The organism is uncultured Gulosibacter sp., assembly GCF_963509965.1.
In the GTDB taxonomy this organism is placed as follows: Bacteria; Actinomycetota; Actinomycetes; order Actinomycetales; family Microbacteriaceae; genus Gulosibacter.
On sequence record NZ_CAUPDE010000005.1, the window covers coordinates 110,100 to 129,050 of the forward strand.

At 62.1% G+C, this 18,951-nt stretch carries 18 protein-coding genes; 7 read left to right on the forward strand and 11 right to left on the reverse strand.

From position 1 onward, the window contains the following. The first annotated feature begins 49 nt into the window (after nt 1-49). The 4 genes from RQ865_RS09805 (at nt 50) to efeB (ending at nt 3,593) form a co-directional block, all read left to right on the forward strand. Nucleotides 50-427: an FTR1 family protein gene (locus RQ865_RS09805; RefSeq protein ID WP_399521805.1), complete on the forward strand. Its 378-nt coding sequence runs from the start codon at nt 50-52 to the stop codon at nt 425-427. After that, on the forward strand, nt 367-957 hold the full coding sequence (locus tag RQ865_RS05280) for an FTR1 family protein (RefSeq protein WP_399521804.1): 591 nt from the start codon (nt 367-369) through the stop codon (nt 955-957). Before RQ865_RS09805 ends, RQ865_RS05280 begins: the two co-directional genes overlap by 61 nt. Nucleotides 958-1,067: 110 nt before the next feature. After that, entirely contained in the window at nt 1,068-2,270 is a 1,203-nt protein-coding gene (efeO, locus tag RQ865_RS05285) for an iron uptake system protein EfeO (protein WP_311478070.1), read from the forward strand. Between the two features lie 27 nt (nt 2,271-2,297). Beyond that, nucleotides 2,298-3,593 carry an iron uptake transporter deferrochelatase/peroxidase subunit gene (gene efeB, locus RQ865_RS05290; RefSeq protein WP_311478071.1) on the forward strand — a complete coding sequence of 432 codons (1,296 nt, stop codon included), beginning with the start codon at nt 2,298-2,300 and terminating at the stop codon, nt 3,591-3,593. Nucleotides 3,594-4,016: 423 nt separating this feature from the next. Here the strand turns inward: efeB and nrfD are convergent, their stop codons facing one another. Genes nrfD through RQ865_RS05330 form a run of 8 tightly spaced genes read right to left on the reverse strand, consistent with a single transcriptional unit; the run spans nt 4,017 to nt 13,637 of the window. Further along, nucleotides 4,017-5,114, reverse strand: coding sequence for an NrfD/PsrC family molybdoenzyme membrane anchor subunit (nrfD, locus tag RQ865_RS05295; RefSeq protein WP_311478072.1), 1,098 nt, complete (start codon nt 5,112-5,114; stop codon nt 4,017-4,019). Between the two features lie 20 nt (nt 5,115-5,134). Continuing rightward, the gene (locus RQ865_RS05300; protein WP_311478073.1) at nt 5,135-6,226 is read right to left on the reverse strand and encodes a 4Fe-4S dicluster domain-containing protein; all 1,092 of its coding nucleotides are present in this window, start codon (nt 6,224-6,226) and stop codon (nt 5,135-5,137) included. A gap of 2 nt (nt 6,227-6,228) precedes the next feature. Continuing rightward, the gene (gene fdh / locus RQ865_RS05305; RefSeq protein WP_311478074.1) at nt 6,229-9,423 is read right to left on the reverse strand and encodes a formate dehydrogenase; all 3,195 of its coding nucleotides are present in this window, start codon (nt 9,421-9,423) and stop codon (nt 6,229-6,231) included. Between the two features lie 31 nt (nt 9,424-9,454). Continuing rightward, nucleotides 9,455-9,877, reverse strand: coding sequence for a transcriptional repressor (locus tag RQ865_RS05310; RefSeq protein ID WP_311478075.1), 423 nt, complete (start codon nt 9,875-9,877; stop codon nt 9,455-9,457). A 24-nt stretch (nt 9,878-9,901) separates the two neighbouring features. After that, on the reverse strand, nt 9,902-10,720 hold the full coding sequence (locus RQ865_RS05315) for a metal ABC transporter permease (RefSeq protein WP_311478076.1): 819 nt from the start codon (nt 10,718-10,720) through the stop codon (nt 9,902-9,904). Next, nucleotides 10,717-11,610, reverse strand: coding sequence for a metal ABC transporter permease (locus RQ865_RS05320; protein WP_311478077.1), 894 nt, complete (start codon nt 11,608-11,610; stop codon nt 10,717-10,719). Before RQ865_RS05320 ends, RQ865_RS05315 begins: the two co-directional genes overlap by 4 nt. Next, nucleotides 11,607-12,488 (reverse strand): metal ABC transporter ATP-binding protein, encoded by an 882-nt coding sequence (locus RQ865_RS05325; RefSeq protein ID WP_311478078.1) that lies wholly within the window; start codon nt 12,486-12,488, stop codon nt 11,607-11,609. Before RQ865_RS05325 ends, RQ865_RS05320 begins: the two co-directional genes overlap by 4 nt. A gap of 9 nt (nt 12,489-12,497) precedes the next feature. Further along, on the reverse strand, nt 12,498-13,637 hold the full coding sequence (locus tag RQ865_RS05330) for a metal ABC transporter substrate-binding protein (protein ID WP_311478079.1): 1,140 nt from the start codon (nt 13,635-13,637) through the stop codon (nt 12,498-12,500). Nucleotides 13,638-13,899: 262 nt separating this feature from the next. On the opposite strand from RQ865_RS05330, the gene RQ865_RS05335 reads away from it, so the two are divergent. Together RQ865_RS05335 and RQ865_RS05340 are read left to right on the forward strand one after the other, a co-directional pair. Beyond that, the gene (locus RQ865_RS05335) at nt 13,900-14,667 is read left to right on the forward strand and encodes a DeoR/GlpR family DNA-binding transcription regulator (RefSeq protein WP_311478080.1); all 768 of its coding nucleotides are present in this window, start codon (nt 13,900-13,902) and stop codon (nt 14,665-14,667) included. Between the two features lie 50 nt (nt 14,668-14,717). Continuing rightward, on the forward strand, nt 14,718-14,990 hold the full coding sequence (locus RQ865_RS05340; RefSeq protein WP_311478081.1) for an HPr family phosphocarrier protein: 273 nt from the start codon (nt 14,718-14,720) through the stop codon (nt 14,988-14,990). 114 nt (nt 14,991-15,104) lie between these two features. Here RQ865_RS05340 and RQ865_RS05345 read toward each other — a convergent pair whose 3' ends face one another. Both RQ865_RS05345 and RQ865_RS05350 read right to left on the reverse strand, forming a co-directional pair. Next, nucleotides 15,105-15,668: a hypothetical protein gene (locus RQ865_RS05345; RefSeq protein ID WP_311478082.1), complete on the reverse strand. Its 564-nt coding sequence runs from the start codon at nt 15,666-15,668 to the stop codon at nt 15,105-15,107. 1,089 nt (nt 15,669-16,757) lie between these two features. Beyond that, nucleotides 16,758-17,156: a hypothetical protein gene (locus RQ865_RS05350; protein WP_311478083.1), complete on the reverse strand. Its 399-nt coding sequence runs from the start codon at nt 17,154-17,156 to the stop codon at nt 16,758-16,760. Nucleotides 17,157-17,325: 169 nt separating this feature from the next. On the opposite strand from RQ865_RS05350, the gene RQ865_RS05355 reads away from it, so the two are divergent. Continuing rightward, nucleotides 17,326-17,943 carry a SatD family protein gene (locus tag RQ865_RS05355; protein ID WP_311478084.1) on the forward strand — a complete coding sequence of 206 codons (618 nt, stop codon included), beginning with the start codon at nt 17,326-17,328 and terminating at the stop codon, nt 17,941-17,943. A gap of 5 nt (nt 17,944-17,948) precedes the next feature. Here RQ865_RS05355 and RQ865_RS05360 read toward each other — a convergent pair. After that, on the reverse strand, nt 17,949-18,951 hold a 1,003-nt coding region (locus RQ865_RS05360; RefSeq protein WP_311478085.1), incomplete at its 5' end, for a dihydrolipoamide acetyltransferase family protein.

Genomic DNA, 18,951 nt, shown 5'->3' on the forward strand with positions numbered 1-18,951 from the left:
GGCTCACCTTAGTCTGCTGCAAACCCTGCAGAGTTGGAAGAGTTTGACCGTGCCCGCTGCATTTCTAATTGGCCTTCGCGAGGGCCTCGAGGCCGCCCTTGTTGTCGGCATCCTTTCGGCTTATGTGGTCCGCCTCGGCCGCCGCGACCTGCTGCGCCGCATCGCACTCGGCGTCGGCATCGCTATCGCCGTATCGCTCATCATCGGCCTCGTGCTCACATTCGGCGCGTATGGCCTCACGTTTCAGGCGCAAGAGATCATCGGCGGAACACTGTCGCTGCTCGCGGTCGCAATGGTCACCTGGATGGTCTTCTGGATGATTCGCGCGGGTGGCGCGCTGAAACGAAACAGCAACTCGAGCAGCAGGTGGATGCACGAATTGACGGGTCGGGATGGGGCATCGTCGCGCTGGCCACAGTTTCGGTAGCCCGCGAAGGCCTCGAAACCGCACTGTTTGTCTGGTCAACCACCCGGTCAAGCGACCCCCTGGGCGGGCTCATCGCCGCCGTCGCCGGCATCGTCACCGCAGCGCTCATCGCAATCCTTCTTATGCGTGGCCTGCTCAGAATCAACCTACACAAATTCTTCACCGTCACCGGCGCTCTGCTGCTGGTCATGGCCGCGGGCGTCGTTGCCTACGCAATCCACGACCTCCAAGAAGCAGCCGTGCTTCCCGGACCATTCATCGCCGCCCCTGCCGGCATCCCCGCGCTCGCCGGCTGGTTTGGTGAAGCTGCCTGGGCATTCCGCATCCCCCACATCATCGCCCCCGACGGTGTGCTCGGCGCGTTCTTGAAAGGCACCGTCGGCCTCTCTCCCGAAATGACCAAGCTCGAACTAGTTGCCTGGGCTGGTTATCTCGTCATCACACTGCCGCTATTTATCCGCGCGGTTGGGCGCAGCGGCAGCAAGCCTCGCCCAACCGAAGCCACCGCTCCCCCGGTGGCAGCCACCTAACTTCCCCACGTTCAGTGTGTGCCGCCTCGTGCCACCAGCTTCGAACGACACCAGAGACTTTTACCCCTCTATCCACATTCGTGCTCACATTCACCAAAGGTTGATCCGTCATGCAACAACGTTCACTCCCGCTTGCTTTCGCCACGCTCGGCATCGGTACGCTCGTGCTTTCGGGATGCGTCGCAAACAGCACCGCCGACTCACAAACATTCAGCGTCACCAGCACCGAAACCGAGTGCAAGGTCAGCGCTGCTAGCGCCACTTCGGGCACCGTGGTGTTCGAAGTCGCAAACGCCGGTGAACGCACCACCGAGTTCTATGTGCTCGCCGACGACGGTCTGCGCATCGTTGGTGAGGTTGAGAACATTGCGCCCGGTTCATCCCGCACACTCACCGTGCAATTGCAGCCAGGCAACTACTTCACCACCTGCAAACCGGGCATGATCGGTGCCGGAGTTGGGCAGGCCGAGTTCTCGGTGTCGGGCGAACAGGTGCAGCTGGAAGGTGCCGAAGCAGAGCAGCATGAGGCCGCCATCGCCAACTACAAGGCCTACGTTCGCGACCAGGTTTCGCAACTACAGCCGCTCGTGAAAGAGTTCGTCGACGCCTATGTTTCGGGCGACGACGCGCGGGCCCGCGAACTGTACGCGACAGCACGAGTGCCGTACGAACGCATCGAACCCACCGCCGAAGCCTTTGGTGATCTCGACCCGAAGATTGACTACCGCGAAGTCGACGCCCGCGAAGAGGGTCTTGAATGGACCGGCTTCCACCGCATCGAAAAAGACCTCTGGCCACCCGCACCCGGCGACAAGAACTCAGACGACTCCGACGCTCTCGCCGGATGGCAGCCCTCAACTCCTGAGCAACGCGCCGAGTTTGGTAAGCAGCTCATCGCCGATGTCGACCGCCTCGCCGAGCTCGTCAACTCTAATGATTTCGAACTCACGCTGCCCGACATCAGCAACGGCGCGATTTCGCTGCTGGATGAGGTCGCCACCGGCAAGATTACGGGCGAAGAAGACTGGTGGTCACACACCGACCTCAGCGACTTCCAGGCGAATGTGCAGGGAGCTGAGGTGGCGTTTGGCATCGTGCGTGATATCGCGATCGAAAAGGGCGAGGCCGAGCTCATTGAGCAGATTGACGCCGAGTTCAAGGCTCTCAACAGCGAGCTTGCCAAATACGGCTCAATTGAAGATGGCTTTATGAGCTACGACAAACTCAGCACCGAACAAGTGCGTGCGCTCAACGACCGTGTTTCGGCGCTGGCTGAACCGCTGTCGCAGCTGACCGCTGTCGTACTGGGCTAGTGCACTCTGTGTGAAAGAAGAAACACCATGTCTGAGCGCGACTCGTTCGAAGCCGACTCCGCACCGCAAGTCGAACAGCCCCGGCGCGGAGTGAGCCGCCGCGGTCTGTTCGGCGCACTCGCGGCAGGTGCCGTAGGTATCGCAGCGGGAGCATCCGGTGCCGCCGCGTTGACGCCTCGGGTAATCGGTGCCGGCAGCACCGACTTCTACGGCGCGCATCAGGCGGGCATCCTCACCCCGGCACAGGACCGGATGCATTTCGCCGCGTTCGATCTCGACCCGAGCGCCACTCGCGAACGAGTTATTACCCTCTTGCAGCGCTGGAGTGCCGCTTCGGCGCGACTGGTCAAGGGATTGGATGTGACCGAAGCCGGTGCCGTGGATGGTTCGCCTTTCGCCCCGCCCGACGACACCGGTGAGGCGCTGGGCCTGCCGGCTTCTGAACTCACAATCACCTTCGGATTCGGGCCCTCCCTATTCGTCGATCACCAGGGGGTCGACCGGCTCGGTATTGCCGATCGGCGGCCCCCAGAGCTTGTTGATCTGCCGAAGTTCAGTGGTGACGCGCTCGAAACCGCCTGGTCGGGAGGGGATCTGTGCATCCAGGCTTGTGCGAATGACCCGCAGGTGGCGGTGCACGCTATACGGAACCTCACCCGCATTGCGATGGGTACGGCGGTGTTGCGCTGGTCGCAGCTCGGGTTCGGACGCACCTCGTCAACGTCAACCGCACAAGACACCCCTCGAAACCTCTTCGGTTTCAAAGACGGCACGGCCAATATTATGGCTGAAGAAAAGGGAGCCGCCGACGAACACGTGTGGGTACAGCCGGGTGATGGTCCCGAATGGTTCACCGGTGGCACCTACCTGGTGGCACGACGCATCCGGATGCTGATTGAGTCGTGGGATCGGGTGCGTCTCGAAGAACAAGAAACAATCTTCGGCCGCGATAAACGCGAGGGTGCGCCGCTGTCGGGTGGTGACGAGTTCACGGCACCCGATTTTGCTGCGATGCACGGCACCATGCCGGTGATCGACGCCGATGCGCACGTGCGGCTGGCGCATCCCGATCAACATAATGGGATGCGAATGCTGCGCCGCGGCTACAACTATGTTGACGGCAACGATCACCTTGGCCGGCTTGATGCTGGGTTGTTCTTCATCGCATTTCAACGATCGCCCGAGCAGTTCATCTCGGTGCAGAAGCGGCTCGCTTCGAGCGATTTGTTGAACGAGTACATTCGGCACGTTGGGTCTAGCATTTGGGCGATTCCGCCGGGCGCGCAGCAGGGTAGTTGGGTGGGCGAACCGTTGTTCGCCTAGCGGTGTTCGTGCCTGCCCGGCCGCGCACCACTGCTCACCTTCCCTCGGCCCCAGCACCACCCCCGGATTTGTGTGGGTTCGTGTCAAATGTGGGTGCTCTGCCACATACAAATGACGCGGAGACACACAGAACCCGGCAAGGCGGGATGCAGGCGTTGAGCGCGGGAGCGCTGCGCGCGGCGTCGAGGGGCGCGAGCGGCGACGTGAATCGCGGGCGCGCGAAGCGAGCGTGCGGCGCGACGCATCGCTCGGCCCACTGCCAAACTCCCCGGATTTGTGTGGGTTCGCGTCAAATGTGCGTGCTCTGCCACATACAAATAACGCGAAGGCACACAGATCCCGAGAAATGACGGGTGCGAGGGATGCGCGAGCGCGGACGCGAGGGCGCGGGCGAGCACCGCGCGCGCAGAACGCGCGGCGGCGCTAGCCGACGGTGGTGATGGAGTCGTCGACGATGCCGGCCGCGCGCCGGGCCGCGAGCCGCGCTTTTTGCGGCTCGACCACGTGCCGCGGGTCGTGCGTCGACTCAATTCCGGCCTCGAGCACCCCAAAACGCGTGAGCGCCGAGGCACCGGCGAGCGCCAATCCCGACACGACCCCGAAAACACGGTGCACGCGCGCCAACAGCGCGCCAACACCACCGGCGATCGCGAGCACCTCGGCGGCCTTGAGCAGTTTGCCCGGCTGGCCGGTTTCGAGCGGTTCGCGTTCGGCCGAATGCATATTTTCTTTCATCAGGTGCATGGCGGCCACATCACCGATCACGCCAGCCACGGCAAGCTTCTGTGCCGGGCCGATCTCAGCCGTGGGGGTGGTCACCATCGCCACCCCGGATGCGGCCAGCGACGCCGAGCTTGCAAATAGATATGGCAGCTCCCGCCGACCCGCGTTCCACACCGGGTTGGCGGTGTCAGCGATGAGCACCGCGGTGTAGGTGGCAAGCGGCGCGGCCATCGCGGCCGCACCAACCCCCGCTACCGGTGCCGTGACATCGATCAAGCGCCGCGCAAACTTCGGTAGCGGCAGCCGGCGCCCCGTTGCCCGGTCGACCTCTGCAATCGCTGGGATGGCGGCAAGGCTCGAGAATCCGGCGAGAATCCACGACCCGACACTCATCGGCGAGGTGATTTTGAAGGTGCGCATCATGTTGATGAAACGTTCGGGGCGGCCGAGGTCTTTGATCAGCGCCAGCGCACCAACACCAATAGCAGCCAGCGCCGTGATGCGCGTGTTGCGCAGTAGTCGCGGCCGCTTCGTCGCCTGCGCCCCCAGTGCGAGCAGCGACGAACCACCCGCCACACCGCCGAGGAAGAAGTAGATGCCGATTTCATGTTTCCACGGCGGCGCCTTCACAATCGGGCGACCGTAATACGACGAGAACTCGACATCGTCGACCATCGCCATCTCGCGCGAGCCATCACCGCCACCAGCCCGGCGGCGACGCGGCGGGTCACCATCGCGGCGACGCCGACGACGCGGCGGCTCGGGCGGGCGGTATCCGTCAAATACAGAGGTGCTCATTCGATTCCGGTCTCGCTCATCTACTTCCGCCCGCCGAAAAACGCGAGCGCAACCGCGCCGAGCATCCCGGCAGCGGCCACCACCGCGTGCTTAAACATCTGCGGCAAATCCTTCGTGGGAACCCGCGGGTCGGGCGGCAGCCCATAGGTTTCGGGTTCGTCGAGCAGCAAAAACACCGAACCGGTTCCACCCACACCGTCAAGTTCATTCGCGCCGTACAGCCGGGCCTCGGTGAGTCCCTGCTCGTGCAGCTGTTTTACGCGCGCTTTCGCCTTGGCCACCATTTCGGCGCGGTCACCGAATTTGATCGAGGTGGTGGGGCAGGTTTTGGCGCAGGCAGGCTGCTCACCAACCACGAGCCGGTCGTAACAGAGCGTGCACTTATTGGCGGTGCCTCGGTTGGGTATCTCCTGCTTAAAGTCGTTGACGTGTTCGTCGCGCTGCGCCTTGGTTTGCACCGTGCCGTCGTCGCGGCGTTCGATCACGCCGAACGGGCAGCCGGCGACGCAGGTTCCGCAGCCATTGCACACATCGGCCTGCACCACCACAGTGCCGAACTCGGTGCGGTAGAGCGCTCCGGTGGGGCACACATCCAGGCAGCCGGCATAGGTGCAGTGCTTGCACACATCCGATGACATGAGCCAGCGGAACTCGGGGGTGTCGGGCATGGTGGTGTCGGTGTCGGATGCGTACTGTTTCGCCACCGCCGCGGCCGGCCCCTCGGGCGGCCGCACGGTCGGCATGCCGAGATTCACCAGTTGGCGGCCCGATTCGCGGGCCCGCTCGATACGCTCGCCATCCTGTTCGATGAAGGCGACGTGCCGCCAGGTGTTGGCACCGAGCGAGCCGGTGTTGTCGTATGACGAGCCGAGCAGCTCAAAGTCGCCATCCTGCGGGTTTTGGTTCCACTCTTTGCACGCGACCTCGCAGGCCTTGCAGCCGATGCAGATTGAGGTGTCGGTGAAAAACCCTTTGCGTTCGTGCGTGTGCTGCCAGTTGACCGCTGCGGCGGGGTCGGCGGCATCGGCACTGGGGTTACCGGCATAGACCCTGCCGAGATCGTTCACGCGGCCGAGGTTGATTGCGCCGCGGCGTTCCGGGGTCATGGTCATCGTCATGCCTCCTTAGCGTCGCTGCCGGATGCCAGGATACCCGCGCGCTCTCGGTATTCGTTGACCAAGCGCTCACGGTCTTCACCCTGCGGGCGGCGGCCGGGGCGAATATCGCAGGCACCGGTTTTCGCATCCTGGATGTACACATTCGGGTCGAGTGTCAGGCCGAGCAGGTCGTTGACCGAGTCGCCGGTGACAATCGCATCGCCACCAACACCCCAGTGATAGGGCAGACCGATCTGATGCACAGTGGTGCCGTTAGCCACCACCGGGCGCACACGTTCGGTAACCAGCACGCGCACTTCGATAGCGGCACGTGGCGAGATGATTGTGGCCCAGCCACCGTTTTCGAGGCCGCGCAGCTCGGCAAGCTCGGGCGAAATTTCGGCGAACATTTCTGGTTGTAGCTCGGAGAGGAACGGCAACCAGCGGCTCATACCGCCGGCGGTGTGATGCTCGGTGAGTCGATAGGTGGTGAACGCGAACGGATACACCTCGGCACCGGGCGTGCCGGCGACCGGTTTGAGCAGGTTGTCGCTGCGACTGAATTCGACCTGCGTCGGCGGGTTTTGCACCGAGTACACCGAGTTACCAACCGGCGATTCGTGCGCTTCGTAGTGCGCCGGCAGCGGCCCGTCGATCACGCCCTGCGGCGCGAACAGCCAGGCCTTACCGTCGGGCTGCATGATGAACGCATCCGTACCCGCGAGCGATGCCGGGCCTGCCGGGTCGCCTTCGGGGCTTGCATCCGGGGCGCGGTCGGCCGGGAAGTCGGGCACATCGGGGCCGACCCACTTGCCGGTGTCGGCATCCCACCACACAAGTTTTTTGCGTTCGCTCCAGGGCTTGCCGTCGGCGTCGGCCGATGCGCGGTTGTAGAGGATGCGGCGGTTCGCCGGCCACACCCACGCCCAGTTCGACTGCATCTCGTTTTGTTCGTCGCGTTTGGGGCGGCGGCGTGACTGGTTGATGTTGTCGGCAAACACGCCGGCGTAAATCCAGCAGCCGCCAACAGTGGAGCCGTCGGCGCACAGCTCGTTGAAGCCTTTCACGAGGCCCTGCTCGTTGGGGCCCTCGGCGAGCCGGTAGCCGTTGATTTCACGCAGCACAGCTTCGGCGTCGGGTTCGCCATGCTCGTCGAGCGGGTAGTCCCAGGTGAGGTCGAGGAGTGGCCGGTCACGCGGGTCGGTGCTGTCGGCAAGCCGTTCACGGATGCGCTTTCCGAGCTCGTAGAAAAACTCGAGTTCGCTCTGCGCTTCGCCGGGCGGGGTGACGGCCTGTTCGCGCCACTGCAACATGCGCTGCGTCTGTGTGAACGTGCCGGATTTTTCCATGTGGTTGGCGGCAGGCAGGAAGAACACTTCGGTTTCGATGTCTTCGGTGCGCAGCTCACCCGATTCGATCTCGGGGCCGTCCTTCCACCAGGTGGCCGATTCGATCATCGAGTAGTCACGCACCACCAGCCACTTCAGGTGGCTCATGCCGAGCCGCTGCATCCGGCCGTTTGCCGAACCAACCGCTGGGTTTTGGCCGAGGATGAAGTAGCCGTCGATTTCGTCGCGCAGCATCCGCATCACGGTCTGGTAGGTGCCGTGGGCGCCGTTGAGTCGCGGCAGATAGTCGTAGGCGAAGTCATTTTCAGGTGTGGCTGCATCGCCCCACCACGCCTTCAGCAGGCTGATGGTGTAGGCGTCGGCGTTCGCCCAGAAGCTCTTCTGGTTCTTGGGGCCGACCGCGTTGAGATAGTCGTCGAGGGTGTCGTGCACGCCGGCGCTGGGCATCGGCAGGTATCCCGGCAGCAGATTGAACAGGGTGGGGATGTCGGTGGAGCCCTGAATCGAGGCGTGCCCGCGCAGCGCCATGATGCCCGATCCGGGTCGGCCGACATTCCCCATCAGCAGCTGCAGGATGGTGGCGGTGCGGATGTACTGGGCCCCCTGGGCGTGCTGGGTCCAGCCAACGGCGTAGGCGAAGCAGGTGGTGCGGTCGCGGCCCGAGTTTTGCACGATCGAGTCGGCCAGGTACTGGAAGTCGGCGCGCGAAATACCGCACACTTCTTCAACCATTTCGGGCGTGTAGCGCGCGTAGTGGCGTTTGAGGATCTGGAAGACGCTGCGGGGATGCTGCATCGTCGGGTCGGTCTGGCAGGTTTCGCCCGCCGCGACCGTCCTATCCGAGCCGTCGGGCGCGGCGTACTGCCAGGTTGACCTGTCGTAGCTGCCGGTTTCGGGGTTGAAGCCCGAGAACAGCCCGTCGAGGTCTTCGGGCCCCTCGTATTCTTCGCTCACCACCGAGGTGGCGTTGGTGAAGGCACGCACGTACTCGTCGAAGTAGAGCTCGTTCGTAATGACGTGGTTGATGAGCGCGCCCAGCAGCACGATGTCGCTTCCCACGCGGATGCGAATGTGCTTGTCGGCGTTCGCGGTCGTGCGGGTGAATCGCGGATCAACGTGAATGATGCGGGCACCGCGCAGCTTGGCTTCGATCACCCATTGGAACCCAACGGGGTGACATTCGGCCATGTTCGAACCCTGAATAACGATGCAATCGGCATTTGCCATGTCTTGCAACGACTGGGTCGCACCACCGCGCCCGAACGAGGCTCCCAGACCGGGAACCGTGGCGGAGTGTCATATACGGGCTTGGTTTTCGATCTGAATCGCGCCGGCTGCGGTGAACAGCTTCTTGATCAGATAGTTTTCTTCGTTGTCGAGCGTGGCGCCACCGAGGGATGCGATACCCATGGTGCGGCGCAGCGGGCGGCCGTCTTCGTCACGGTCTTCCCACCAATTGGCGCGCGCTTCGAGGAAACGGTCGACGATCATGTCGATGGCTTTTTCGCGATCGATGCGCTGCCAGTCGCGTGCGCGGGGCGCACGGTAGAGCACTTCGGTGACGCGGTTGGGGCTGTTACCGAGCTGCTCGCTGGCCGAGCCCTTGGGGCACAGGCGCCCGCGCGAAATTGGTGAGTCGGGGTCGCCTTCGACCTGAATCACCTTGTTGTCTTTGGTGTATACGAGCTGACCGCAGCCCACCGCACAGTAGGGGCAGACGCTGCGGGCAACACTGTCGGCGGTGGCGATACGTGGCTCGGTTGATTCGGTGCGAGCCGAGGTCACGGCGGGCCCGCGACCGGTGGTATCACCGGTGCGTAGCTGGCGCAGCACCGGCCAGCCGAGAAAGCTCTTGCGTGACATGTCAGTAGTCTAGGTGAGTTTCCTGACGGGGCTAGTTGCTTTCAGCAGATTTTGTGCAATCGCCGCACAGGCCGAACACTTCGAGCACATGCGTGGGTTCGCTGAAGCCGTGCTCGGCCGCCACCTGTCTGGCCCACGATTCAATTTCGTCATCTTCGATCTGTTCGGCGGCACCGCAGCGCCGGCACACAATGTGGTGGTGGTGGCTGTCGTCGTCACAGAACCGGTAGAGTTCTGCATCCTCGTGACGGATGCTGTCGGCAAGCCCGTCGGCGACGAGCGTGCCGAGTGCCCGGTAGACGGTTGCCAGGCCGATCCGCTGACCGTTTTCTTCAAGTAGCCGGTGGAGTTCTTGCGCCGTTACAAAACCGCCCTCAGCCTCGAGCCGCTCACGCACAGCCTCGCGCTGCCAGGTGCGGCGGCGCTGGGGTGCCCGGGATACGTCACTGTTCATGGCCTCTACTTTAGGTCGAGGCGGTCATCCGTGAACAACCCGCGAGCGCGCGTGGATGTGCCCGATTGCTGTGTTCCATCCCCACGCCAGCAAAAAAATCACGGTTGCCGTGATTGCCATCGCTCCCCCGGCGGCCAGGTTGAACCAGCGTGAGACGTAGAGACCGAGCACTGCCGACCCCACCCCGAGTGCGCAGGCCAGCGGCACGAGGCGTTCGATGCGCTGCGTGAGTAGCCGCGCGGCGGCAGCCGGAGCCGCGATCATCGAGATCGCCAGGATGGAACCGATCGCCGGCATGGTTGCCACGACGGTCAGCGTGATCAACAGCAGCACGAGCACCTCGGTGCGCCACTCGCGGTAGCCGCTGGCGACAAACCCGCCGCGATCGAAGCTCGAAAACAGCAGTTCTTTCCACCACAGCGCGACGGCGAGCATCGCAATCAGCAGCACGACCCCGATGATGGCAATGTTTTCGGGCCGGATCGCCAGGATGGAGCCGGTGAGATACGACTCAACTTTCACCGGTAGCTGCGGGTTGAGCGCGTGCAAAAACACGCCGAGAGCGTAGCCAAACGAGAGCACGATACCCGAGGCCACCTGTTTACCCTGCCGGTGGATGCGGCTGAGCGCCACCATCAGCGCCACGAGACCCACGCCCATCACCCCGGCGCCAACAACGATATTGACGCCCAACACCGCGGCCATCACCCCGCCGGGGAAGGTGGCGTGTGTGAGCGCCACGGTAAAAAAGGCGCGCCGACGCAGCACCACGAGGCAGCCCACCAGCCCGCACAGTAGTCCAACGAGCACCGCCGCCACGAGCGCCGTTTGAAAGAGTGTCATGTGGCGACCGCCTCGGCACGCGCCTGCCGCTGTGCGCGCTGTTTGACGAGTTTCACTCGCGTCGTGGTCGTACTGATCGCGGCCACGATCAGGTACACCGCAACCATCATGAGCACGAGCACGGCCGAGGGCGAGATGGTGAGCCGCGCATCCACCGATAACCAATAGCCGCAGATGAGCCCGGCGGTCGCAACCAGCACCGAGCTCGCAATCGCCACCGGCACGATCACCTGCAGTCGACGCGACACGAGCCTTCCGATGGCGGCGGGCACGATGAGCATGGCGAGCACCAGCAGGTTGCCAACCGCTCGGGATGCGGCCACCACAACCGCTGCAATCGACAAGTTGAGGGCCAGTTTGTAGGCGAGCAGCGACAGCCCAGCTGCCTGCGCCCCGGCGGGGTCAAACGAAATAAACAGTTGCTGCTTCCAGGTGAGCAGCACGGTCGCAAGGGCGGCGCTGCCGAGTATGGCGATGGCAACCAGGTCGCCTGTGCGAATGGTGAGTAGCTGCCCAAATAGCAGGTGTTCGAGCCCGGCCGCGTAGCTGGTTGATCGTGAAATCAGCACGACGCCCAGCGCGAACGAGCCCGAAAGCAGCACGGCCGTGGTCGCATCCTCACCCACGCCGCGATGCGCCGCCAGCGTCAACAGCACAGTGGCCACCAGCGCCGCGATGATCGCGCCGAGATAGATACCGTCATAGCTCGCCGCGAGAAACCCGATCACTACCCCCGGGAATACCGCGTGCACGATGCCGTCGCTCACAAACTCAAGTTCGCGCAGGTTGAGGGCCACCCCAACTACGGCCGCGACAGTGGCGATCAGGATGACCGCCAACAGTGCCCGCTGCATAAACGATGCACCGAACATGGCCACGAGATCGGTCACGGTAGCGGCTCGCTTTTGCTCGTGTGTGGGATTGGGTGCGGGTGCGCTGTCGAATCGGAGTGCGTGTCGCGATGCTCGGCCGACTCTCCGAAGGTGGTGACTACCGAGGCGTCGGTGAGAACTTCGTCGACCGGTCCGAATGAGACCTGCTGGTGGTTAATGAGTAGCGCGTGGGTGCAGGCCTGGGTGGCGATTTCAAGGTCGTGGGTTGCAACCATGATGGCCATTCCTTCGCCGCGCAGTTCGCGCAGTGTTTCAAGCAGCGCAATGCGGTTGGTGGTGTCGAGCCCGTTGAACGGTTCGTCAAGTAGCAGCAGTTTCGGGTTCGATACGAGGGCGCGGGCGAGGAGGCCGCGCTGCTGCTGGCCACCTGAGAGGTCGCCGAAAACACGGTCGGCGCGGTCGGTGAGTCGCACCCGCTCGAGGGCTGCAGCCACTGCCTGGCGGTCGGCTTTACCCGGCCAGCGGAAGATGCCGAGCGCGCGGTACCGCCCCATCATGACCACTTGGTGCAGTGTCACCGGGAAGTTTGCGTCGAGGTCTGCTCGCTGCGGGAGATAGCCGATGCGGTTGCGAGCCCGATCGAGGCCCTCACCAAACACTCGCAGTTCACCGGCTACCACTGACACGAGCCCGAGTAGTGATTTCAGCACGGTCGATTTTCCGGCACCGTTTGGCCCGATGAGCGCCACCGCCTCGCCGGGCTGGATGGCGAAAGTCACCCCCGAGGCCGCCACTGTTGAGCCGTTATAGCTCAGGCTGGCCGAACGGAACTCTGCAGCGGGTAGCTGTTTCGGGTGCGTGACGGGTTGAGCGGCACATCCCCGAACCTGCGACGAGGTTTCGGGGATGTGCCGCTCGTTGGATGCGTGAGTCACCCGTTCAGCCTACTTATTGTCTTTCAGGCTGTTGGGAACCTCGCTCACCTTGCCGCCCCACGAATCGACCAGCTGGGTCACATTGTGAATCTGCGAGCCGATGTAGGTTTCGCCGGCGCTTCCCTGCGGGCCGAGCGCGTCGGTGTAGAGCCCGTCTTCACCCGAGTAAACCTTCGCGCCGGTTTCTTCGGCGATTGCCTTGGCGGTGTCGGGTGACAGCTGCTGCTCGGTGAAGATTGCGGGAACCTTGTGCTCTTTGATCTTGGCAATCAGCTCGTCAAGTTCGGCGGCGCTGGGCTCGGCATTGTCGTCCCAGCTGGGGATGATCGAACCGACGAAGGTGACGTCGTACTCGTCGTTGAAGTAGTGGAGGGCGTCGTGATTGGTGACCAGCAGGCGCTTGTCTTCGGGGATCTGGTCGATGTTCTTTTCGATCCACTCGTCGAGGGCATCGAGCTTGTCGTTGTAAGCCTCAGCGTTTTTCTTGTAGGTGGCAGCGTTATCGGGGTCGGCGTCAGCAAGACCCTTGGCCACGTTTTCGACCATGTCTTCGGCGTTGCTGGGTGAGGTCCAGATGTGCGGATTCACGCCGCCGTGGTCGTGGTCGTGGTCGTGACCGTGGTGGCCGTGGTCGTCATCGCGACCGTGGTCATCGTCGTGATCATCGTGATCGTGCTCATGCGCATCATCGTCGTGGTCATGGTCGTGCCCGTGATCGTCACCGTGGTCGTGACCATCGTGATCATCGTGATCATCATCGTCGTCGTGCACGTCAATGCCCGCTGAAGCGTCAATGCGCGTGCCCTTGAAGTCGGCCGAGTTGAGCGTGTCGTCGAGCCAGGGTTCGAGATCGACGCCGTTGTAGATAACAACATCGGCGTTTCGCAGCGCCTCGAGGTCGGCAGCGGTGGGTTCAAAGCTGTGCACCGATTGGCCGGGCTGCAGCAGCGTAGTTACCTGGGCACCCGTACCGTCAGTTACCTGGCGGGCAAAGTCATCAAGTTGGGTGGTGGTGGTCACCACCGAGATCCCGTCACTGTTGTTGGTGTTGTTAGCGGCGGGCGAATCACCGCTTGCGCAGCCGGCGAGTGCCAGTGATACGGCACCGATGGCGCCGGCTATTCCGAGCAGGTTCGAAAACTTGCGCATCGTGTTCCTCTCATTTGCACGTGCGTCGAGCAGAATCCCTACACGGTAACCACTAACAAGAATCATTGTCAATTGAGATGAGAGGATGCACGGCCACACTTCTCGTGGCAATTGCCAAGTTGTGGTGAGCTGACGGAGCCACACGCGCAACACGCAAAGCCATCTCCACACTGAAGCAATTCGTCATACAACCGCTTGCAAACTTTACTTGGCAAACGCAAAATAGAGGTATCCCCGCTCGCGCCGGTCTGGAGTGAACAGTATGGCAATTAACCAACGTCGCACCGAGATCACGGCCGCGCTGCGCGCCGAGCACACAGTGCGCATCAGCGAGCTCGCTCAAAAGTTTCAAGTGTCGCGCGAGACCATTCGCAAAGACCTCTACCGGCTCGAAGATGAGGGGGTCGCCACCGTTATTCGTGGCGGCGCAGTGCTGCGCGACCAGCGACGCGAGTCAGCGTTTGAGCAGCGGCGCACACTCAATATTGAGACTAAGCGCGCCATCGCTAGACAGGCCGCATCCCTGGTCGAGCCCGGCATGACCGTCTTTCTCGACTACGGCACCACCATGCAATTGCTCGCCGAGCGACTTGTCGAGATCGGCCCGCTCACGGTGGTCACCAACACCCTGCCAATCGCTGGCACGCTGCTGACGAATCCCGAGATCGCGCTGGTCATCCCGGGCGGGAATGTACGCGCTGATGAATCGTCACTTTCGGGCCCGCTCGCCTTGTCGAACCTGCAACGTCTCTACTTTGACATCGGCTTCTTCGGCTGCGCCGGCATTTCGGCCGATCGCGGCGTCACGAACTTTCACGTGCTTGAGGCCGATTTCTCGCGCCAGGCAATTGCCCATGCCAACCGAAGTTATTTGTTGGCCGATTCGAGCAAGTTCGGCACCGCGGCGCTCAACAAGGTCGTACCGCTGAGCGCGCTCGACGCCGTGATCACCGATGAGGCGGTCGACCCCGAACAGGCCGAAGTGATTCGCGATGCCGGCCTCGACGTGCGGCTGGCAAAGACGTCGTAGCCACACCTCGCAAGACCACACTTGATTGCAATATAACCGGAAGGAACCCCATGTCACAGGCAACGCGCACCATTACCGTTAACGACCCGGTCGGCCTGCACGCCCGCCCCGCATCCGAGCTGGTGAAAACCGTGGGCGAGAGCGGCGCCAAGGTCACCATTTCGAAGACCACTGGTGAACCCGGTGTGGATGCGGCCAGCATTCTGGCGGTGCTCTCACTCGGTGTTGCTCAGGGCGACACCGTCGAGCTTGTGGTGGACGGCGAAGATGCGGATGCGATCGCCGACCGGCTCGTCAAGCTCATCGCTGAACAGAACGGCTAGTTTCGCCGAAGGCGACCACCCGAGCATTCCACGCCATCATCTGCCTCGCTGGGCGGGAGTTCATGCAGCCAACTTCGGACGACTTCAAAAATGTATCCGGAGTCACCAAACTGTTCAATCAATAGGCGAAACGACTTGAGGAGCTACACCATTATTAAGAAATAACAGTACGCGATGAGCCGAAGGAAAGTTGCGTCGGATTAACGGTTCGGCATCTTCAACTGCTCCAGTAAAGAAATTGGGTTCTACGAGACTCGGCGATGAGGAATCACTCTCTTCGTCAAATACGCAAACAGCGAAATTGCTGGGATTAACAACGCACCGAGAGGGAGGAATGCGCCCGCATCCGTCTTCCCAAAGCACACCATACGCGTCTCGCCCGAGATATCCCATTGGCTCAACGAACTCCGATGCAGCAATCTCCGCATCAACCAACCTCGCCTTACGCAACCCTGGCCTCGGCAGAACGAAAGACTGCCCAACCAACCCACCTACCCGCTTGTCCCAAAACAAGTAATTAAGCGCTGGCCTTTCTCCGGATATTTCAACCCAGGTCACCCGCAGTTCAGGACAGTAAAATTCACGCCCTATAATGAATGGGTACATCCACAGAAGGTGCCGGTCAAGGTGTTCAACGTCATATTCTTCCATGACGAATCGAATGTTTGAGCCTGCCACATCTACACCTCTCCCTTAATGCAACGAATCGTATACTTCCTGCTCTGTTAATGGTTGATATCCCGCTACCTCGATAGTGACACTCTCGCCACCTCCAGAGGCTAGCTCTGCCCCCTCACCAGAATCGGCGTAGAAAGGTATGAGAGGAAGCCCTCGGGCCGCTGCGTAGACCTGTTCGTACACCCATGAATCGCATTTTAGCCGTTTATCTCCGTCAGGGTAATTGCAGTACATGGTTTGCAGACCGAGCGCGTCTACCGGCTTGGGGAACTTATGGCCATACCACTCCGACCGAGCGTCCTGGATAGCGATTGCCTTAATCTGCACACGCTCAACTTCAGTGCACGTATTCCCACTACACTTGAATCGCTGACTATATCCTACTAATACAGCAGTAGTGCCCTGCATTTGAACACTATCTGAATTCAGTATCCATCGGATCGATTCTATATCTGACCATCCATGTCGATGCCGTGCCTTATCATAACCAAACCCCGCTTCGGGCCTGCCACCGAGACTTGCGTCGTAATAGCCACGGTGAACGGGAATGACGCGCAGCCTTACCTTTGGATTGTTGACCATCAACATTCTATCCGTCATTGGATATCCCTCTGGTGGCTGCGCGAAGGACTCACTAGCTCGAGCAGTCCCAGTACCCGTTGATGTTGCCATGATGAACATGGCCAGCAAGACGGAAACAATCCATGCCACTCTATTGCTTTTAGTTACATTGACCACAGTCATCTACACCTCACCTTTGAGTTTGTTCATAACTGTAGTGAAAATAGAACCCTGCTTGGTTAATAGTGAATGACGAGCTGCCGAACACTAGGCGTTCGACGCCGTGACCACCGTCCACTACGGTTGCCCCATGGGATCTGCTCCATCCCCATCCACGCACTAACGCGTGCTCGCCGCGGGATGACGGCAGGACCCGTTGCCTCCGACTTGCTAGAGGCCGTTATCAGCGCCGTCGCGTTCATCGGCCTCCGCTCCAAGATTCGGGCAGTGCTCACCACGACGCTGCGTCAACGCAGCCTTCGAGGCTCACGGTTTGGACGCAATATGACGCTGCCAGTGCCCTCGCCGCTACCAAAGCCGGATCAACCAGTAGGCCAGCCCGGCGCATCCGGCAGCCCACAGCATGCTGAGCATCGTGCCGATAATGAACAGCTCGCCGATGCGCGGGCTCGCCTGTGCGTGTAGCTCGGGATAGCGACCGAGACCCTTGACCGCGACGATCATCGCCAGCCCGGCGGAGAACCCGGCCATGAGCGTGCTGTAGGTCGCGACGCGTTCGAGCATGCCGATCCAGCGTCCGCCGGGAAGCACACGCTGTGGCTCTAGCAAGCGATCATCATCCTGTTTCGGTGTGGGCTGGTCGATTTTGGCAAGAAACCAGCGGATGAGCGGATTGGCCGCCACTGCAATCACAGCAAATAGCGCCACAATAGCGGCTTTCAATACCTGGCTGAGCAGCGGATCCATACGCAAAGAATAACGACGGCAACCGACACTCCGGCCACCACTCGGTGAGCAAACACCTACCGCCTACCCGAACAACTCACTTCCATCGGCAGCTCAGTGAAGCTAATATCTTCATATGGCAAGAATGAAGCTAAATCAAGCAGCTGATCTTTCATGTCCAACCCGATGCGTGGCGCTGCTGGCCGACCAGGTCGGCTCACGCAATAGCGACCGAGCCCGCAGCCACGCGGCCATCGTTGACACCCTGCCGCGCATCAACCAGCAGGTGCCGAACCTCGACCCGTTGCGCGTCACCGTGGGAGATGAAATCCAGGGCGTCTACGCCACACTCGGCCAAGCCCTCGAAGCAAACTACCGAATACGCCTCGCACTTGCCCAAGCCGTCGACCTGCGCATCGGGCTGGGCCGCGGCGAAGTGATCATCATCGATGCCGAACGCGGCATCCAAGACGGCACCGCCTGGTACGCGGCACGCGACGCGATCAAACAAGTAGCGGCAGCGGCAAAAACTCGCGGCCATCGCAGTGTGCGCACCGCCCTGATCGCGGCCGACACCACCGACCCCGACAACCCGCTCACCCCAGCGGCACTGCAGCTCATCGACTCGGCAATCGGGCGACTGCGGCCTGGAGCCGCGCAGTCACTGCTCGCGCTCGTCGACGGCCACGACAACCAGTCGGCCGCCGAAGCGGCCGGTATCTCGCCATCTGCGAACTCGCAGCGCATCGACAATAACGACCTGCGCATCCTCGCCGACGCGATCCGTGCCGTTATCGCACTGCCATGACGCAGCTAATCGAGCAGCAGCGCTGGCTCCTCAACAATCTTCGCCACATCCGCCAAAAAGCGCGAGGCAACATCGCCGTCAACAAGCCGGTGATCGAAGGATGCGGTCAGCGTGGTTACCTGCCGCACCCGCACCTCATCATCCACCACCCAGGGCTTGGGCCGCACGGTACCGAACGCCAGGATGCCCACCTCACCGGGGTTAAGAATCGGGGTGCCCGAATCCATCCCAAACACACCAATGTTGGTGATCGTGAACGTGCCGCCCTGCTGGTCGGCCGGTGTGGTCTTCCCCTCACGAGCCGTCATGGTGAGCTCCTGCAGCGACTGCGCCAGCTCACGCATCGACATCGACTGCGCCTCTTTAATATTCGGCACGATCAAACCGCGCGGAGTTGCCGCCGCAATCCCGAGGTTCACATAGTGCTTGATGGTGTATTCGCTGTCGGTCCAGGTCGCGTTCGTGGTGGGATTGCGGCGAATCGCCCACATCACGGCCCTCGCAACGATCAGCAGCGGCGAAACCTTCACATCCGCATAGTCGGGTGAGGCTTTCAATCGCTTCACGAACTCCATCGTGCGTGTGGCGTCAACGTCGACAAAGAGCGTCACATGCGGAGCGGTGAACATCGACGTCACCATGTTTTGCGCGATCATCTTGCGCACACCCTCAACCGGGTGGCGCTCCTCACGAACATCGCTCCACTCGGGAGTCTCAATATTCGTGAACAGCCGCGCCTGCTCGGCGTGCCGAATCACATCCTCACGGGTCACCTCACCCGCGGCGCCGGTGGGCTGCACCCGCTCGAGATCCACATCCAGATCGCGCGCCAGCTTCCGAATCGGCGGTTTGGCAATCACCGGGTAGGCGGATGCGGCCGGCACCCGGGCAGCTGCCGGCGCCGACGGTTGCGGTGCGGCAGCAGGTGCCTTCGGCGCGGCTGCGCGACGCTCCGCGGCGCTACCGCGGCGACGGCCACGCCGCGAGCGCGAACCGCCGCCGCTGCCA